Genomic DNA, 18022 nt, shown 5'->3' with positions numbered 1-18022 from the left:
ATCGCAACGGCCAGGGAGGGGAGTCAAGGCTTTTCCTCCCCTAACTCCCCGAACAGTTTCACCAGGGCCAGGGGGTCGATCCGGTCGCCCCGCAGTTTGCCTCCCCAATGCAGATGCGGTCCAGTCGAACGTCCGCTGCTGCCGACCCGTCCCAGAGCAGCCCCGGCCTCCAGGCGCTCACCTGTCCGGCAATCCACAGTATCGAGATGGGCATAGAGGGTATAGAGCCCTTCGCCGTGATCGAGGACCACCGTGTTCCCCGTGTAGTAGAGATCGCCGGTAAAGACCGCAATTCCCTCCGCCGCCGCCCTGATAGGGGTCCCCCGGGGGCTGCGGAAATCGACGCCGGAGTGGGGGGAGCGGGGTTTGCCGTTCAGGATGCGCCGCAGACCGAAAGAACTGCTCACCGGATCGCTCACCGGCAGGGAAAAGGTCTTCCAGAGAGCCGGGCGGTCCTGTCTTCCGAAAAGTTCGGTCAGCATTCTGTGCTCGCTGCCGATCCTTTCCAGAACGTCGGGATCGACGGGTTCGACCATTGCCTCCGGCAGAGTAAGTCGCTCCACCGGCCGAGATGAGCTGCGAACGACCAGTGTCGTCCGGTGAAAGGAAGTCCCGCCCCCTCGATCGACGACAGCGAGGGTGATTGGATAATCCCCCGCCGGAAGTTCGACATCGGTTCCCAGCAGTGCGGCGGCCCCGCTACCGGTCGGGGACAGATAGATCACACGTTCGTTGAAGCGGGCCACGGCCAGAGAAGGTGACGCGCCCTCCCAGCGCAGCAGGGCTACCCCGCCGCTGTCGACCGCCGGGGGGGACAGGACCAGGGCCGCCAGGGCCTGCCCTGGAAAGAAGAAAATCAGCAGAAACAGGCACCTCACTTGATCACCTCCTCAACGGCTGCCCGTGCGCTTCCGCGGGCGAACCGGATCCTCAGTCGGTCACCGGGAGCGAGCGTTCGGGCATCGCGCACGGCCCGCCCCCTCTTTTCGTCGAGGGCAATGGCGTAACCCCGGGCGAGGATACGCAGGGGAGAGAGGTCGTCCAGGCGACCGGCGAGAGTGGCGAGTCGGCCGTCCCCTTCCTTCAGGACATTTTTCATGGCCTGATGCAGACGGCGCTCCAGATCTTCCAGCCGTTGCCGGCAAAGGGAAATTCTCTGGACCGGGGACTGGAGACGGCGGGCAAGCCCCTCGACTTTTTCTCCGAGCAGATCGAGACGGCCGCGCATCTGTCCGTCCAGGCGCAGAATCAGATGATCCAGGTGCCCCTCGAGTTCGAGCCGGCTCTTCACCACCATCTCGGCGGCGGCACTGGGGGTCGGAGCCCGCAGATCGGCAACGAAGTCGGCGATGGAGTAGTCCACCTCGTGCCCGACCGCGGCAATGACCGGTATCGCCGAAGCGTGAATGGCCCGTGCCACGCACTCTTCATTGAAGGCCCATAGATCTTCCAACGATCCGCCGCCGCGGCCGACGATCAGAACATCGGCCTCCCCGAAACGGTTGAGGTCGGCGATCGCTTCCGCGATCTCCATCGCTGCCCCCTCCCCCTGCACCCGCACGGGCCTGAGCAGCACCCGCACCCCGGCATGGCGGCGGCGAAGGACATGAAGAATATCGTGAATGGCCGCACCGCTGGCGGAAGTGACTACCCCGACGGTTCCGGGGAAAGGCGGCAGGGAGCGCTTGCGTTCCTCGGCGAAGAGCCCCTCCGCGGCGAGTCTGCTCTTGAGCTGTTCGAAGGCAACCTGCAGGCTCCCCACTCCCCGCGGTTCGAGAGTCTCCACCACCAGCTGGATCTCACTGCGCTGGGAGTAGAGCGAAACCCTCCCGGAGCAGATCACTCGCATGCCGTTTTCGGGACGGAAGGGGAGGAGGCGGCTCTGGAGGCGGAACATGACGGCCCGGATCTGGGCTTTCTCATCCTTGAGTGAAAAATAGTAATGGCCGGAAGAAGGCGCAGCGAAGTTCGAGAGCTCCCCCTCGACCAAGACCTGGACGAAATTTTCCTCGACCACCTCCTTGATCAGAGAGGCGAGCCGGGAAACTGTCAGGATTTGTCGCGGATCTGCCATATAGCACCTACAACATATTGGGGTTGGGCATTGACATTTGCAACCGGATTCACTATATATGGAGCTTGTAAATTTTATCGAAGGAACTGCCATGCTGCAACCCTACGTGGTTACCGTCTCCAGTGAAAAAGGCGGGGTGGGAAAGACCACCCTGGCCACCAACCTGGCCATCTATCTCAAGGCGCTCAATGAGGAGATGCCGGTAACCCTCTTCAGCTTCGACAACCATTTTTCCGTGGACCGAATGTTCCGTATCGGCCGCCGTGAACCGCATGGTGACGTTCTGACTCTGCTCTCGGGGCAGAGCATCGAGGATGTGATCGAAACCGGAGAATACGGAGTCCAGTTCATTCCGTCCAGCCGCCGGCTGACCACCATCCGCCATCAGATCGAATCTCCCGAAATCCTTGCCCGCATTCTGGCCAATTCGAAGTTGAAGGGTATCGTCATCATCGACACCCGTCCTGACCTCGATATTTTCACCCGTAACGCCCTGTATGCCGCAGACCGGGTCATCGTACCCGTAAAGGATGCCCCCTCTCTTGAAAATTGCAGAAATCTTTACGACTTTTTCGATGAGCACGGGCTCTCGAGGCGCCCCCTGCGCATTCTCCCCTGCCTGATCGATTCCCGGATCCGCTATGATGGCCCGTTCAGGGACTCCTATCGACTGCTCAAGGGATATGCCATCAATCGCGGCTATCGGTGCCTGGAAGGGTTTATCGCGAAAAGCCCCAAGGTCGAATCCCTCAATACCAACCCTGAAGGGAAGATCTATCCCGTTATCACCCATGGCCGCGGAACCGATGTACACATTCAGTTCACCCATCTGGCACGCCAGGTCTATCTTGATGCCAAACAGGATGCACAGCGGAGGCTCGACAGGGTATCCGAGGAAGAAAAAAACCTGCTGGCGGAGCGGGATGCCGCCTACGGCGCGCGGAGGGACACGCTTCAACCGTCCTGCCTGCTCTGCGGCAGACGACTCGTTCAGGAAGACTCCATTGCCACGGCGGGGTACTACTGCGAAACGTCCGACGGAGGGGTTGCCGGCTACCTGGAGGAGGAGTGCTTCTCTACCACTGTTTTCCGCCATTTCTACCGTTCAAAGCGCGAAGTCGGGGCTTCCGATCCCCTGCGCGATCTGTTCCGGGAATCCGCCCAGCGTTCATACTTCGTGCTGCGCCGGGCTCCGAATACACGCAATTTCTATCAGCAGCAGCTCTCCTTTTACCGCTTCGACGAGGACGGCCTGGAGGTCTCCCATAAAACGATCGAACTGATGGAGCCCGAAAACCCCTCCTCCACTGGAGAAGAGGCCTGCCTCTACCGCCTGGCGGCCCACACTCTGTTGAACCAGGATGGCCTGCTGGGAGACGACTTCCTTCTGATCCGAAGGGTCTGCTCCGATTTCCCCGAAGAGATTCTCTACAGCGAGCAGCACGACCGTCTGAGGTCCGTTGCCGTAAGGATAGCGGCACAGCTGCCCTGAGCAGTTTTCAGTTTTCCACCGTCCCTGACTTTACCGGAGGAGAACCTGCGAGGCCGGAACCATATCGATCTCCTGCTCTCGCAGAAAATCGGAGGCGCGGCGCAATGCCTCGAGTGTCTGTGGATAGGGGTGGCATATCCCCACGGCATATCCCTGTCTGGCTGCCAGGGCGGCAAGACGCCGAATCTCCACGGATATCAGTTCCACATCCTGGACATTGTCGAGAAAGACATCCCGGACCACCGTCGGCAGCCCCGCCTTTCGTGCCTCCTCAAAACCCACCGAACGTCCGGTCGTCAGACTGTCCACGAAAAAAAGCCCCGCATCCTTCATCTCCGCCAGCACTGTCGCCATTTTTTCCCGGTCTTCGGTAAAACGGGACCCCATATGATTGTTGCCGCCCACCGCATAGGGGATTCTGTCAAGATAGCCTTGGAACCTTCTTCGGATCTCTGCTTTCGAATGCTCGACGAGCAGAGCGTCGTGTCCGGGATTGATATCGGGGAAATTCCGCGGTTCCATGGGAATGTGGATCAGCACCTCCCTGCCCCGGCGGTGTGCGAGGGTCGCGATCCTCGAGGCATTGGCTGTTCCCGGCAGGATGGCGAAAGTCACCGGCAGATCGATATCGAGCAGAGCCTGTGCCGAGACCATGTCCCCGCCGAGGTCATCCATGATGATGACCATTTTAGGCCTGCCTTTCGCCTTAACCACCGGTTCTTCTAGGGAGGGAGAAAAGCTGAGAACAGCCAAAAGACCCTCTCCGGAGATGGCTATCTTTCCGGATGGGGGGCTGGCTTCCAAATGCAGACTGTCGGAGATGCGCCGCATCCGCCGGTCAAGATCGGCAATGACCTCCGGCGGAGGGAATTCGCCCCGCGCTTCCATGCGAAGCTCCCCCTGTCCACCGGCCTCCACCCGGGTGAGAGGTGCCCCACTGCGCAGCAGGACGCTTTCAAGCTCCACACGGATGTCGTCGAGGATCTCCAGTTTCAACTCTGCACCCGGCGGTGCCGCCACCGGTCTGTAGGCATTGCGCAGATGCGAAAGCAACACCAGGCTGAGAACGAGAAATCCGGACACGAATAGCGCCGCAAGCAGCACCTTGGCCTGATGGCTCGGCATCTTCCGGATTGGTTTGCGATTGCCTTTTTTCTTTTTTCGAGAAGCCATGAAGAAGATAAAAAAAGGGAGGATGTCGCCATCCCCCCGGGTTGATGGTCAGAAGGAAGATCAGGCAGCCGTCCGGTCGAGAGCCTTGAAGATATGCCATCCCTTCAGCAGATCCAGGGCCCGCATCAGCTGGTAATCGTCACGATATTCCTCGTTGAGCTGGAACATCTGCCGTTCATCCTCTTCCGGCAGTTTTTCATCGGTTTTCTCCGGGGTCTCAAAATGGTTCTTGAGATCTTTTTCCCTGAAAAGCATCCCTTCCTTGGCTTCCTGTATTTCAATCGGGTTGACAAGGATATCGGGAATGATGCCCGTGGCCTGGATAGAGGTTCCGTTTGGAGTGTAGTACCGTGCGGTCGTAAGACGCAAACCCGAGTCGTCGGTTAATGGAATGATGGTCTGCACCGATCCTTTCCCAAAGCTCTGGGTCCCCATCACCACTGCCCGTCCATGGTCCTGAAGAGCGCCTGCGACAATTTCCGATGCACTGGCGCTGCCGCCGTTGATAAGAACGACCATAGGAAAATCGTCCTCGGTATTGTTGGGATGGGCGGAAAATTTCATCTGGGCCCCTTCTTCACGCCCTTCGGTATACACGATAAGACCGCCCGGCAAAAAGATGTCTGAAACTTTCACCGCCTGATCCAGAAGTCCGCCAGGGTTGTTGCGAAGATCGAGGATCAGGCCGCGCAGACTGCCGTTTTGAGAACGCAGCAGCTTAAGCGCATCGAGGAGGTCGTTGGCGGTGCGCTCCTGGAATTGGGCTACGCGCACATAGGCATATCCGTCTTCCAGCGTGCTGGATTTTACGCTCTTGACGGTGATTATTTCGCGGACCAGGGTGAACTCCTGTGGTTTGTCGAAGGACTCGCGCATAACAGTGATGGTGATTTTTGTCCCTTTGGGGCCGCGCATCATCTTTACGGCATCCATGATGCTGAGGTCCTTTGTGAACTGGTCCTCAATTTTGAGAATCTGGTCGCCCGCCTGCAGGCCGGCACGGTAAGCCGGCGTATCTTCAATGGGCGAAACGATCGTCAGAATGCCGTCCTTGATGGTTATTTCAATGCCCAAGCCGCCAAACTCGCCGCTGGTATCAATCATCATCTCTTTGTATATATCGGGCGGCATGAAGGCAGAATGGGGATCGAGAGAGGCTAGCATGCCGTCAATCGCCCCATAAATAAGATCCTTCATCTCCACCTCTTCCACATAACTTTTGCGTACAATGGAGAGGACATCTGTGAAAAGCTGAAGATCCTGATACTGAGGGGTCGCTTCGGCCGTGCCGATGCGATTGACCTTTCCGAAGGACATCCACCCCATGACCATGAAAATCATCGAAAGAATGATTAAGACCGGCCATTTTCCTCTTTTCATGCGTTTCCTCCGTGGCTGTAGCAATCAGCGGGGTGAGAGCCAGACAGCTGGATCGAGCGGAGTCCCTCGGTGTCTGATTTCAAAATAAAAACGGTCCTTTCCCTCAAAACCGGCCAGGGCGACAGGTTCGCCCTGCTTTACATTCTCCCCAACCTTCTTGAGTAAGCGGGAAGTCTGAGCGTAAAGAGTATAATAGCTCTCACCATGGTCCACAATCAGGAGATTGCCGAAGCCCTGGAATCGGTCTGCGAAAATGACCCGGCCCGACCACACCGCCGAGACCGGTTCATTCGCAGATATCGCAAGCTCATATCCTTGACTGTCGTAGAGAGTACCGAGTTCCGGATGCCGTCCGGTGCCGAAGCCGATCCTGACCGATCCCGATGCCGGCCAGGGCAAACGACCCTTCTGGCGGGCAAAAAGCCCAACCTTCTGAGTATACTCGGGGGGTGTTTCCGTTTCAAGTTTTTTGATCAGGACGGTCAAACGTGCTGCCCGTTGCCGCATTTCCTCAAGCAATCCGGAAAGAGCAACTTTATCATCGCGGATTCGGGCCAGAAGTCTGCTTTTGATCTCGATTGCCTTGTGCAGTGTTTCCTGCTCACCCTTTTTGGCAGCAAGAGATGCCTGCTGCTCTTGCTGAAGATCCTCAAGATGCCGCAACGAGGCTTCCAGTTCGCCGATCTGCCGACGGTAGGACAGAAGCAGTTCACGGTCGCTGCGGACGATTCTCCCCATATAGACGAACTCCCTGGCCATTTCAGTTGGGGATTCGGTGGCGAAGAGAGCTCTCAGAACTCCCATTTCACCACTTTTGTAGAGGGCCGAAAGGCGCCTTTTCACCCTTTTTTCCGTCTCCAGGATGGCTTTTCTCTTCGCTGTCGATTCCTTTTCTCTGGCGGCGATGTCCCGTTCAAGCGACGACAGGCGCCGGACGAGTGAAGAGAGTCGATCGTTGATGCGGCCCATTTCCCTTTCCACCGTTTTCAGATCGTTCGCCAGGGAACGCTCGGCGACGCTTTTCGCCTCCAGGTCTTTGGAAGCCTCCTCAATTCTCTTCAGAACCGATTCCAGTGAACGCCGACTCTCATCCAGACTTTCCCCCGCCAAAGCGCCGCCGATACCCACCAGGGTCAGCAAGATCACAAAAGACTGCAGAAAAAACTTCACAATTTCAAATCCGGACGAACTTGCGCAGGGAGATCAGGCTTCCAACGAAGCCGAGGAGCGTGCCGGCGGCAATTACCAGCAACTGCCAGGAAGAGGGGAGAAACGCAATTCCTTCCATGCCGGTAAGAGGCAGAAGCGCGTTCAAGCCTCTTCGCACAAAGAAAAGGAACAGCATGTAGGCTCCCCCCAGGGCCAGGATTCCCCCAATGGCCCCTTGCAGAGCTCCCTCCAGAAGGAAAGGCATTTTAATAAAAAGCGGTGTTCCGCCGACAAGGGTCATGATTTCCAGTTCGTCGCGACGGGCGTAAAGGGTGAGCTTAATAGTATTGGATATGATAAAAAGTGCGGCAAAAATCAGAAATCCGCCCAGGATCCCACCGGCCAGGCGCAATAGGGTCAAAAAGGACTCAAAGCGCTCCAGCCACTCCTGGCCGTATCGCACGTCAGACAGGGCCTTATTCTGCTTCAGGCGAACAACCACCGCCTCGACGCCCTGGCGCGTTCTGCTCGACTCGTGAAGGGCGATTTCAAGGGAAGCGGGAAGGATATCAGGATCGAGGCCATCGAGCAGGTCGGCATCCCCCGCAAGCCGCTTCCTGAAGCGATCGAATGCTTCCTCCCGGGAAACCAGGGTCACCTCCGCCACTTCGGGCAGATGCCGGATTTCTTCGATCCAGCCCCGAAGCTGGCGATCTTCGGGTAGGGCATCGAGGTATGCGACGACTTGCACCTCCTCGCTCCAATGCCCCGTGAGTTTCTGCACGTTGAGAACCACGAGGGCAAAAAATGCCAGGATGGCAAGGGCGACGGCAACCGTTCCGATGGCGGCAGCGCATAGAAACGGGCTCTGCCGCATATTGCGCAGGGCCCGATGGGCGACTAAGTAACTCAGGCGTTCAAACACAGTCTAACCTTAACATCGTGAAGAGTGAAAGCGAGACATCCGGTTGCGGGCATCATAATTGCGCCTCAAACCTCACGCCTCACGCATTTAAATCAGGGGGTGCGATCATCCACCAGCCGTCCCCCTTCCAGGGTAATGATCCGACGGGGGAAGCGGCGGATCATTTCCCGATCGTGGGTGGCTATCAGAACCGTCGACCCGCGGGCGTTGGCTCCCTTGAATAATTCCATGATCTCCGTGCTGATCCCTGCGTCCAGGTTACCGGTCGGCTCGTCCGCCAGCAGCACCAGGGGATCGACCACCAGGGCACGGGCAATCGCCACCCGCTGCTGTTCTCCTCCGGAGAGCTCCAGCGGATGCCGCTGCAGTTTGTGTTCCAGTCCAACGTATTTGAGGGTCTGATAGACTTTCTTGGCAACCTCATAGCGCTTGCGCCCCTGGACTTCCAGGGGAAAGGCCACGTTCTCATAAATCGTACGTCGGTTCAGCAGCTTGAAGTCCTGGAAAACAATCCCCAGCCTGCGCCGCAGCAGAGGAATATTGGCGGATACCATGCGGGTGATGTTCTGCCCATTGACCAGAATCTGTCCCCGGCTCGGCTTTTCGGCGCCGTACAGAAGCTTGAGCAGGGTCGATTTTCCCGCCCCGGAAGGCCCCGTGAGGTAGACGAAATCACCTTTGGGGATTTTCAGGGAAATATCCTCCAGGGCGGAGGAATCCTTCTGGTAGGCCTTGCAGACATTGTAAATCTGGATCATCCCCTACCACTCCCGGTAAGGTATGCCGTTGAGCCCGACCATATCGCTCGTGCTGTGCGGATCGTAACACCCTCCTTCGACCAGGTCACCCTCAATCGAAGGCTCGGGAGGAAGGCAATCCCATTCCGCCTCACGGGTGAAAGGATCGCGAGGAATGCCGCGGAGATATTTGTTCTCAACCAGTTCATCGAGGGATTCAGGATATCTGCCTTTATCGGCATAAAAAGCGTCGATGGAGTTGCGCATTTGATAAAGATCCTCCAGAAGAACCGTTTCCCGGGCGCGGATGACATGCCGCTGAACACTAGGAGCGGCAATGCTTGCCAGAATGCCGATGATCGTCATGACGATCAGCAATTCGATCAAGGTGAACCCCGCCTGCCTGCTCACTTTTTTATCTGCCGTATTTTCCATGTCTACCAAGAGTTGTAGGGAGTTCCATCCAGAGCGACGGCGTCGCTCTGCGAATAGACGTCGTAGACATCTTCGCCTCCCCAGACGGTCGATTCCGGGTCGTCAACGTAAGAACGAAGGCCCCACCCCTGATCATTCCGGTCGAAGGGATCCCGGGGGATGCGCCTGAGGTATTTTCGTTTGTACGGATACATCCCCCCCCAGTCCCTGCCCTCGAGCAGGTCTTCCAATTCCTTGGGATATCCGGTTTCGTTGATGGCCGGCGTATAAAACTGCTGTTTTCCAGGCTCCTTGCCGGAAGCTTTTTCGAAATCGGCCTTGTACTCGTCAATGGCGTTGCGGATTATCCTCAGGGAACGGCGAAGTTCGATCTCCTTGCTTCGCTTCACCGTGACTTCGGCCATGGGTAGAACCGCGGAAGCGAGTACCGCCATGATCGTCATGGCAATAATGAGTTCCAGTAAAGTCAGGCCCCTCCGTTCATTTCGGAGACGGGAGACAAAGCGTATCAAACTAGCGAACCTCCACGGCGATTCCCGCGGGTTGGACCTGCAGACGGTTGCCGGCCGGATCCCTGAAATTGAGCCGTTCCAGTCTCACCGTCCCCGCTCCTGCGGCTTGAGCCTCGAAGAACAGTCTGAAGAGGGTCCCTGCACCCGAGGCGCCCCGACCTCCGGCACCCTGTTTGTAGCCGATGATCAACTGGCCCTGCTCGCTGTTGGCACTGCTGGTGAAGATGGTCGATTGTCCGTCGGCCTTGAGAAAATCCCCCTCCTCGGCCCGAACGAATTCAAACCGCTGGGGATCATAAGCAACGAACAGAGGAGCACTGTAGAGATTCTTCACCTCGTCCACCACAACGTCAAGGGAAAAGGTTTCGCCGGCGTTGACCAGGGAAGGACCGGTGAGGAAGACCCTCGATTGCGACGCCGAGGGGATCTCGGCAGGTGGCAGTTCAACACGCTCCACCGCTTCCTCTTCCATGGCGGGAAGTTGCGAAGGCTTCTCAGTTTCAGAAGCGGCTTCCGTCTCGTCCACGGGCAACGGTTCCATTGGAGCGGGTTTTATCAGTGCCGGAGCGGCCGGCGCCGGCATTCTGTCGGCTTCCGGTTCGAAAACCGCGGCAAATGCGCCGAAAGTGGGACCGGCTTTAAGGTTGTCCTCACCTCCAGACCAGATACTCGCCACGTCGGCCCTTGGCAGGTCCACGCTCTTTACTATGTGAGGCGTGATGGAAAGAAGGATCTCACGCTTTTGCTTGTTCTTGGAGAAACTCGTCAGGAGATCGCCGATAACCGGGATCTCACCGATGAAGGGGAACGTGTTCCGGGTATTCGTTAAATCATCCCGGATGAGGCCGCCGATGATGGTCTGTTCGCCATCCTTGAGGGTCAGGACGCTTTGGGCGTTGGTCGTGGTAATGGTCAGGGCGATCGATCCGTTAGCGGTCGTCTGGCGGTCCGAAACACTGCTGACTTCAAGGGTTAATTTTGTCACGATCGAATTATCCAGTTGGATGGTCGGCTCGACATCAAGCTTCACCCCGACATCGATGTACTGGATGTTGTCGGTACTGGTTTCGTTGGTAGTGGTTACGGTGATGACAGGCTCGCGGGTACCGATATGGACTTTGGCTTTATCCTTGTTTTTTACACGAATTTTTGGATTCGCAAGAATCTCCGAATCGGTGAGGGTCTTGGCGAAATTGAACGTTGCCGTGGGCAGGGTGTAAAATGATTCCAGGCTGCTGAAGCTGCCGACGAGATTTGAGGTATCAGTTCCCGGCGAAAGAGTGTCGGCAACGATGTTTCCGGCCCCTGTTGTAGTCCGTTTCGCCATTCCTGCGCTGATCGCATACCTGCTCAATTCGGGTCCGATCCTCAAATCATCTCCGTGATTCACCTCCACCAGTTCCAGATCGAACACCACCTCCGAATCAGCCCGGTCCGCGGCCTCGATGATCTGCCGCGCCAGATTGATCACCTCGGGATTTTCCCGGATAACCAGGGCATTGAGTTCCTCGTGGACATAGACCTTGCGCAACTGCAGCATGGTGCGCAGCAGATTGACCGCTTTCTTGGCATCGATATTGGAAAGATAGAAGGTCTGAATGATCTGGTCCCCGAACTGCTTCTCCTTCTCCTTGGTCTTGGGATAAATGATGATGGTTTTGGCGTTCAGAACCTTCTTTTCAAGATTCTGCATATTAAGCAGAAGCTGCAGAGCCTGGGCGAAGGTGGCATCTTCCAGATAGACGGAAACGCCTCGGGCTCTGACATCGTCATCGAAAATGAAGTTGATTCCGGACAGCCTGGAGAGGATATTAAAGACATCCCGGACGTCGGCGTTCTTGAATTTGAGGGTGATTGGCTTTTCAGATTTCACATCGAGTTCGAAGCCGTCTATGACCGTTCGTCGCTCCTTCTTCAGAATTTCCATCAGCTCCCGCGCCCGGACATTGCCGGGGTCGAGCTGCAGGGCCAGGTCCAGATTGTTTTTCGCCTGCAGGACGCGCCGGCCACGATGGAATTCCTCGGCCTCGGTGACGAGTTGGTGGGCTCGTATCACCTCCTGCACTTCCTCCAGCTCCCGGTCGGCGACTTCCAGCGTCGGGTCCAGGTCCAGCGCCGTGCGGAATTCCGCCACCGCCTCGGCATACTGCTTTCCTTCGGTCAGCAGACGACCATTCTTCAAGTGCTCCCGGGCAGCCATTGTTCTGGCCGCTGCGAGCTTGGCGCGGTACTCGTGTCGCTGGGGTTCCTTGGCAGCCGCCTGCGAATACTTGAGTACGGCTTCGTCATAGTTCCCCTGCAGCACAGCCTCTTCCCCGGCCTTAAAGGCCCTGTGGCCGGCGCACCCGCTCAGGAACACCAGCAGCAGGCAAGCAAAAACGGCCTTCATTACCTGCAATTTATTCATTAGCAGCCCCTCCCGGTGGCGACATGTCATTTTCCGTCTCCCCTTCTTCCCCCGACGGGGGCTCATCACTACTCTCCTCGCCCGGCGGATAGCCGTTCTCTCCCTCTGCCGGAGGAGGGGTCAGACCGTTCCCTTCATCCCCGGGCACATCACTGCTTTCTACTGCCGGCGGAAAGCCGTCTTCGCCCTCCGGCGGAGGTGGGGACCAATCTTCCTCCGGCTCCACCGGCATCTCTCCTGGATACGCCGCACCGCCTTGATCCTCCGAAGGGGCGGCGTCCGCCCCGAACCGGGAAAACGGCCGGGAAAACGGTCGGATCGGCGGACGGGGCCTCAAGGGCACCAGCGGCGCCTGCTCCACAAGCGGAATCGAGATGGTGCGCGGGTCCTCTCTTCGGCGAATGACGAGCATCTCCGGGGTAAGACTTGAGACGTGGAATTCGTTTCCCTTTCCGAAACTTTCCCCCTTCTTCACCAGAAAGATTTCCTCTCCCGATGAAAGGAAGATCGTTTTCACATTCTCCTTTTCCAGAAATCCGAGAAACGTGAAGCTTGCCAGTTCTCTTTCCACCTCAGGCGGCACGGGGGCCGGTTCGATGGTCTCGAGGGGGGGTGGTGGAGGCGCAACCGGAGGTTTCACGATCTTCGGCGGAGGGGGGGCCACCCGGGGATAGTTGAAGATGTCCCTCTGGTAACCCGCGAATCGCTCCCTCTCCCGGGTCAGCAGATCAAGGCGAACGCGAGAATCCCCGGCGGGCGCGTCGGCCGGCCCTTCCGCAACCGGGCGGCGGGGAGCAGGCGGTTCGACCGTGGTTGTCGCAACCTCTTCGGGGCGAGGTGAAGCCCAGAAGGCATACGCCAGCGCCAGAACGAAAACAACAGCCAGGACGGCCAGCACTTGTTTCTGCCTGCTCATGGGATGTCCGTTTTGAAATAGGTCGTGAGGCGCACGCGCAGGTTCACGTCTCCTTCCTTCGATTTGCCTTCGCCGCCGCTAAGGGAAAGCTCCTCGATGGCAATCAGGCGGTCGGACTGTTCCAGCGAATAGACGAACCTCTTGATCTGACCGTAATCCCCGCTTACCGAAAAATCCAGGGTGTAACGCAACAGCCCTTGACCGGCAACCTCCTTGGGATCATATCCGATCCGGTCGATAGACAGTCCGGCCTTCCCAGCCAGGGAGAAAATTTCACCGATCAGTGCCGTGAATTCCGTCCGGGGAGGAATCGCCGTCCGGAATTGACCCAGGTCCTCTACTCCCCGTCGATAGATTTCCCGGGGACTACCCGCGGCTGCCCCGGTCTGTCCGGTCAATCGAACCTCCCGCACCTGCGACTGGCGTTCTATGTAGCGGCGCTCAAGGGCGTCTAGCCTTGGAGCCACGACGTTGCTCATGACAACGTATGCCGCGATATTCAGGAGAATCAATCCAACGATCAGAATGGGGATTCTCCTGTTCAGCCTCCAGGCGGTGAGAAGGATCGATTCTCTGGCCATCAGAAAGCCTCTCTCACGGCAATGGTAAACCCTATGTCTCCCTGGCCGCCATTTCTGCCCTTCCCCCCCTCCCGGGCCTGCTGCAGAAGGTAGGCATCGCTGAAATGAGAGGACTGGATGAGATTATCCAGGAAACGTTTCAGATCCTCGACCCTGCGCGCTGCTCCGGTCAGGTTCAATGATCCGCTTTTGTAGTCGGGTTGGATCCCGCGAATAATCACCTTGTCGGGAACGACTTCCTCAAGATGGTCCAGAAGAGCGGTCCATCGAAAACTGTCCTTGATCAGGACCTCGTTGGCAAACGTGATCTCCTCCAGAGTCTCCTCATAGGCGGCGGGACTGAACGCGGCAGCAGTCTCCTGCCGCCCCGCCAGCTCCCTGTCGAATTCAGCCAGCCGCTCCTGGAGTTGCCGGGCCTGTGACTGACTGCGAAGGTAAGAAGCAAGGTTGAACACCAGCAGCAGAACCAGCAGCGCGAACAGGATGGAATAAATGCCGTAGAGAGCGCGACGATTGAGATAAGATCGGCTGGCAAGATTCAGAGAGAGTTTCATATCGTCACCATCACATCATCCGCTCCGCGGCGCCTATGGCCGCGGCCAGGCATGGGGACCGCCAGGACGGGAGGTCGAGAGAACCCGGTGTCAGCCTCTCCAGGTGCGGATTGAGCAGCACCACTTCCCGCTCGAATGCTGAAGTGAGCGCTTCCATCAGGGGCTCGCTCTCTTCCCAGTCATTGTGCGTGAAAACGGTTGCCCGCCGAAAGCCGGAATATTTTTCCCGACAACCGACCATAGTAAGATTGAGTTCCCGGAAGACCTTTGCGGGGCTCGCCTCCACCTCCCGGACACGGTGGAAGACGAGTACCCTTGATTGAAAAAACTGGAAACTCAAAGAACTTCCCTCAATCCCCACCAGAATGAAATTATCTCCAAGGTCGAGCCGGGGACGGTAGTAATTATACAGGTGCAGGGAATGAAAATCGACCACGGTCGGATTATAGCCGGCTTCCGTGATAAGTTCCTCGTACTGTTCGAGAACCTTTCCCGACATCAGGGAAACAATCAGGCGTTGACGTCCCGTATCGCTCTTCTCCAGAATCTGGTAATCCAGCCGGACATCTTTCGGGTCGAAAGGGAGGCTGCTTTTGAGTTGCCATCTGAGCACTTCCAGCCCCTCGTCCTTTGTTTTGAAAGCCGTCTCCACTTCAGTCAAAATGATTTTGCCTGCGGGTTCGGGGAGAGAGAGCGCTATTCTTTCCTCACGTCCGGACAGCGGACCCAGTACTTCGTGCAGGGCATCCATGAAAGAGCTTAGATTCAGGATGTTCAGTTCGCGGAAGGATGGAGATACCACCCCCTCTGCCAGCGAAACAATACGACCGCCCGTCAGAGACGATCCCCGGCCCTTGCGGTGCAGGGCTACCGTCCGGAGTTCTTCGGCTCTAACGTCAAGTCCCAGATAGGTGCGACGGATCACGCTTTCTCCACCTGCTCGACAAATGTTACACGGTTGATTTCCTTGAGGGTTGACACACCCTCGAAGACCTTCTCCAGTGCCGCCTCCCGCAGAAAAACGGTGCCTGCCTCGCGGGCGGCCTTCTTCAAGCGGGTCACCGGCGCCTTGTTCACGATCAGTTCACGAAGTTCGTCGTTGAGATCGAGCAGTTCGACAATGGCGCTGCGCCCGTGATATCCAAGGCCGTGACACTCCTCGCATCCCGCCCCCTCGTGAAAATCAAAATCCCGGTAACGTTCGAAATTGAGGCCCGACTCCTCAAGGGCCTGGCGGTCATGGCGAACCTTCTCCTTGCAATGGGGACAGATTCTGCGCACCAGCCGTTGGGCGGCCACACAGTTCAGGCAGGAGACGAAATTGTAAGGATCGATTCCCATGTGTAAAAATCGCCCCAGCACGTCAAATACATTGTTGGCATGCACGGTGGTAAAGACCAGGTGTCCTGTCAGGGCCGACTGTACGGCAATCTGGGCCGTTTCCGGATCGCGGATCTCGCCGACCATGATCTTGTCGGGGTCGTGGCGCAGAATGGACCTCAACCCCCGGGCGAAGGTCAGCCCCTTCTTCTCATTCACAGGGATCTGCACGATTCCCTGGAGCTGGTACTCGACCGGATCCTCGATGGTGATGATCTTTTCCTCTTCATTGTTTATCTCGGAAAGGGCGGCATAGAGAGTTGTCGTCTTTCCGCTGCCGGTCGGTCCGGTCACCAGAACCATCCCGTAAGGTTCCCGGATCATGCGGCGGAGACGTCCCCTCTCACGCTCACTGATGCCGAGAGCTTCCATGGTGAGCCCCTTCAGATCGGAAGCGATAGTTTCTTTGTCCAGGATTCGTATGACCGCATCCTCGCCAAAAATACTGGGCATGATGGAGACACGGAAATCGATGGACTTATTCCCCATTCGGACCTTGAAGCGGCCGTCCTGGGGAATGCGCCGCTCGGAGATGTCCAATTCGCTCATGACCTTGATGCGTGAGATGATGGGGCTCTGAAAGCGGCCGTCGAGAGGTTCGGTGGCTCGATAGAGGACTCCATCCACCCGATACTTGATGATGACACCTTCTTGACCGGATTCGATATGGATATCGCTGGCCCGCTTGTTCAGGGCATCGAAAAGAGTCGAGTCGATAAGCCTGATGATGGGGCTGGTATCGGCGGTCAGCTTTTCGATGGAGAGAACTTCCTCTCCCTTTTCTGTTTCCTTCACCAGCTGCAGCTTGAAATCCTCCGAAACCTCCTTGAGGACCCGCTTCGAGCCTTCCCCACGCTCAAGCAGACGGACGATTTTCCCGGAGGCGGCAACCTGCGGAATGAGCGGAATATCGAGGAGCAGTTCGAGATTGTCGAGTGCGGCCACATCTGTAGGATCGGCTATGGCGATGACCAAACCATCCTCCCGGCGGAGTATAGGAAGAAAACGATATTGCATCGGCAGACCCGCGGGAAGAGAGGCCACCAGTTCCGGGTCAAGAGCGAATCCTTCGAGATCGCGATACTCGAGCTGGAACTGTCGAGCCAATGCCTGGGCCAGAATGTCCTCGCTGAACAGTCTCTCCGCTGCTCCTGTTTCGCCGAATCGCCCTTTGGTCACCATCATGCGTTCCAGGATCAATGACACTTCGGCGGGGGCGATAGCGCCCATCTCCACCAGAATCTCACCGATCTTCTTGCGTTCAAAATTCATTCCGGCAGCTCCCTACCGAACAGTTCCGGCCAACTGAAAAATGGGGATATACATGGCCACCACGATTCCGGCGATTAGCAGGCCCATGGTCAGCATCATCATAGGTTCAATGAGGGTCGTTAGACGGTCGAGCCGCCTCTCCACCTCTTCCTCATAATATCCCGAGACATCTCCAAGCATTTCGGCCAGCGAACCGCTGGCCTCCCCGACTCCGATCATACGAAGCGCAATGACCGGAAAAAAACCGGACTGCTCAAGGGCGGCGGAAATAGCCGTCCCCTCCTCCACCTTGCGGATGGAGCCGGTAAGGGCATTCTCAAGAACACGGTTGTTCAGAGTGCCCCGAGACATCTGCATGGCCTGCACCGCCGGAATGCCGCTGGCCAGGGTGGTGCCGAAGGTCCGGCAGAATCCGGACAGGGCGTAATCGACCATGAGGGCGCCGAAAAAAGGGATAAGCAGTTTAATGCGATCGAGAAGCAGAGCGCCCCGCTCCGTACGCAGGAACAGACGCAATACAATAACGGCGGCTACCAGAAGCGGCAGGATAATGGGCAGCCCCCGTGTCAACCCTTCCGCCGCCGCGATCACAACCCGTGTCAGCAAGGGAAGTTCGACGTCGGCGTCAGCGTAAATCTGGGTGAAGCTGGGGATAACGTAAAGCATGAGAAACAGCACAACCGTTACCGCCGCGAGGCTCAGGAGAATGGGATAAAAGGAGGCGCTCCTCACCTTCGCCTTAAGAGATTCGACCCGTTTCTGGTAGACGATATACCGACCAAGGGTGACAGGCAGATCACCGGTGCGTTCGCCGGCCTTGATCGAGGCCACATAGAGATAGGGAAAGTAGCGTGGAAATTTGCCGAACGCCTCGGACAGGGCACTCCCTCCCTTGATATCATCACGGATCTCGCGCAGGGTATCGAGCATTCCCCCGGCTTCCATCCGTTCGATGAGGGTATCGAGCACCTGAAGGATGGGCAGGCCGGAACGGAGCAGGACCAGAAGTTCCTGGTTGAAGGAGAGAAATCGCCT

The 18022-nt window shown here is 57.4% G+C and carries 17 protein-coding genes; 1 reads left to right on the top strand and 16 read right to left on the bottom strand.

Translation table 11 applies throughout. The annotated features are described in order from the left end of the window. Window positions 1-23: 23 nt before the first annotated feature. Together DTF_RS23575 and xseA are read right to left on the bottom strand one after the other, a co-directional pair. Window positions 24-878, bottom strand: a complete 855-nt coding sequence (locus DTF_RS23575; RefSeq protein WP_051361304.1) for a M23 family metallopeptidase — start codon at window positions 876-878, stop codon at window positions 24-26. Further along, window positions 875-2074: an exodeoxyribonuclease VII large subunit gene (xseA, locus tag DTF_RS0113635; RefSeq protein WP_027715760.1), complete on the bottom strand. Its 1200-nt coding sequence runs from the start codon at window positions 2072-2074 to the stop codon at window positions 875-877. The genes DTF_RS23575 and xseA overlap by 4 nt, the downstream gene beginning before the upstream one ends. Window positions 2075-2165: 91 nt before the next feature. Between xseA and DTF_RS0113630 the strand changes: the two genes are divergently transcribed. Next, window positions 2166-3566, top strand: a complete 1401-nt coding sequence (locus DTF_RS0113630; RefSeq protein WP_027715759.1) for a ParA family protein — start codon at window positions 2166-2168, stop codon at window positions 3564-3566. Between the two features lie 30 nt (window positions 3567-3596). On the opposite strand, the gene DTF_RS25585 is transcribed toward DTF_RS0113630, so the two are convergent. The 14 genes from DTF_RS25585 to DTF_RS23550 all read right to left on the bottom strand — a co-directional run. Then, entirely contained in the window at window positions 3597-4691 is a 1095-nt protein-coding gene (locus DTF_RS25585; protein ID WP_162148644.1) for a divergent polysaccharide deacetylase family protein, read from the bottom strand. Between the two features lie 108 nt (window positions 4692-4799). After that, window positions 4800-6056 (bottom strand): S41 family peptidase, encoded by a 1257-nt coding sequence (locus DTF_RS0113620; protein ID WP_226989366.1) that lies wholly within the window; start codon window positions 6054-6056, stop codon window positions 4800-4802. 87 nt (window positions 6057-6143) lie between these two features. Further along, window positions 6144-7289: a murein hydrolase activator EnvC gene (locus tag DTF_RS25580; RefSeq protein ID WP_027715757.1), complete on the bottom strand. Its 1146-nt coding sequence runs from the start codon at window positions 7287-7289 to the stop codon at window positions 6144-6146. A 4-nt stretch (window positions 7290-7293) separates the two neighbouring features. Further along, the gene (ftsX, locus tag DTF_RS0113610) at window positions 7294-8193 is read right to left on the bottom strand and encodes a permease-like cell division protein FtsX (protein WP_027715756.1); all 900 of its coding nucleotides are present in this window, start codon (window positions 8191-8193) and stop codon (window positions 7294-7296) included. A 92-nt stretch (window positions 8194-8285) separates the two neighbouring features. Then, window positions 8286-8951, bottom strand: coding sequence for a cell division ATP-binding protein FtsE (ftsE, locus tag DTF_RS0113605; protein WP_027715755.1), 666 nt, complete (start codon window positions 8949-8951; stop codon window positions 8286-8288). Window positions 8952-8954: 3 nt separating this feature from the next. Next, on the bottom strand, window positions 8955-9317 hold the full coding sequence (locus DTF_RS0113600; protein WP_369798574.1) for a type IV pilin protein: 363 nt from the start codon (window positions 9315-9317) through the stop codon (window positions 8955-8957). 50 nt (window positions 9318-9367) lie between these two features. Next, entirely contained in the window at window positions 9368-9877 is a 510-nt protein-coding gene (locus DTF_RS0113595; RefSeq protein WP_226989344.1) for a type II secretion system protein, read from the bottom strand. A 1-nt stretch (window position 9878) separates the two neighbouring features. Continuing rightward, window positions 9879-12284 (bottom strand): secretin N-terminal domain-containing protein, encoded by a 2406-nt coding sequence (locus DTF_RS0113590; protein WP_027715752.1) that lies wholly within the window; start codon window positions 12282-12284, stop codon window positions 9879-9881. Beyond that, complete coding sequence (locus DTF_RS25575) at window positions 12277-13200, bottom strand: hypothetical protein (protein WP_051361301.1); 924 nt, start codon at window positions 13198-13200, stop codon at window positions 12277-12279. The genes DTF_RS0113590 and DTF_RS25575 overlap by 8 nt, the downstream gene beginning before the upstream one ends. Beyond that, window positions 13197-13781, bottom strand: a complete 585-nt coding sequence (locus DTF_RS0113580) for a type 4a pilus biogenesis protein PilO (RefSeq protein ID WP_027715751.1) — start codon at window positions 13779-13781, stop codon at window positions 13197-13199. Before DTF_RS0113580 ends, DTF_RS25575 begins: the two co-directional genes overlap by 4 nt. Next, window positions 13781-14335, bottom strand: a complete 555-nt coding sequence (locus DTF_RS25570) for a PilN domain-containing protein (RefSeq protein WP_051361300.1) — start codon at window positions 14333-14335, stop codon at window positions 13781-13783. Before DTF_RS25570 ends, DTF_RS0113580 begins: the two co-directional genes overlap by 1 nt. A gap of 10 nt (window positions 14336-14345) precedes the next feature. Continuing rightward, the gene (gene pilM / locus DTF_RS0113570) at window positions 14346-15260 is read right to left on the bottom strand and encodes a pilus assembly protein PilM (protein WP_027715750.1); all 915 of its coding nucleotides are present in this window, start codon (window positions 15258-15260) and stop codon (window positions 14346-14348) included. Then, the gene (locus DTF_RS0113565; protein WP_027715749.1) at window positions 15257-16987 is read right to left on the bottom strand and encodes a GspE/PulE family protein; all 1731 of its coding nucleotides are present in this window, start codon (window positions 16985-16987) and stop codon (window positions 15257-15259) included. The genes pilM and DTF_RS0113565 overlap by 4 nt, the downstream gene beginning before the upstream one ends. A gap of 12 nt (window positions 16988-16999) precedes the next feature. Next, a partial coding sequence (locus DTF_RS23550; protein WP_226989343.1) for a type II secretion system F family protein occupies window positions 17000-18022 on the bottom strand: 1023 nt, incomplete at its 5' end.

It is taken from the genome of Desulfuromonas sp. TF, from assembly GCF_000472285.1.
In the GTDB taxonomy this organism is placed as follows: domain Bacteria; phylum Desulfobacterota; class Desulfuromonadia; order Desulfuromonadales; family ATBO01; genus ATBO01.
This window is presented reverse-complemented; position numbering and strand designations above follow the sequence as displayed.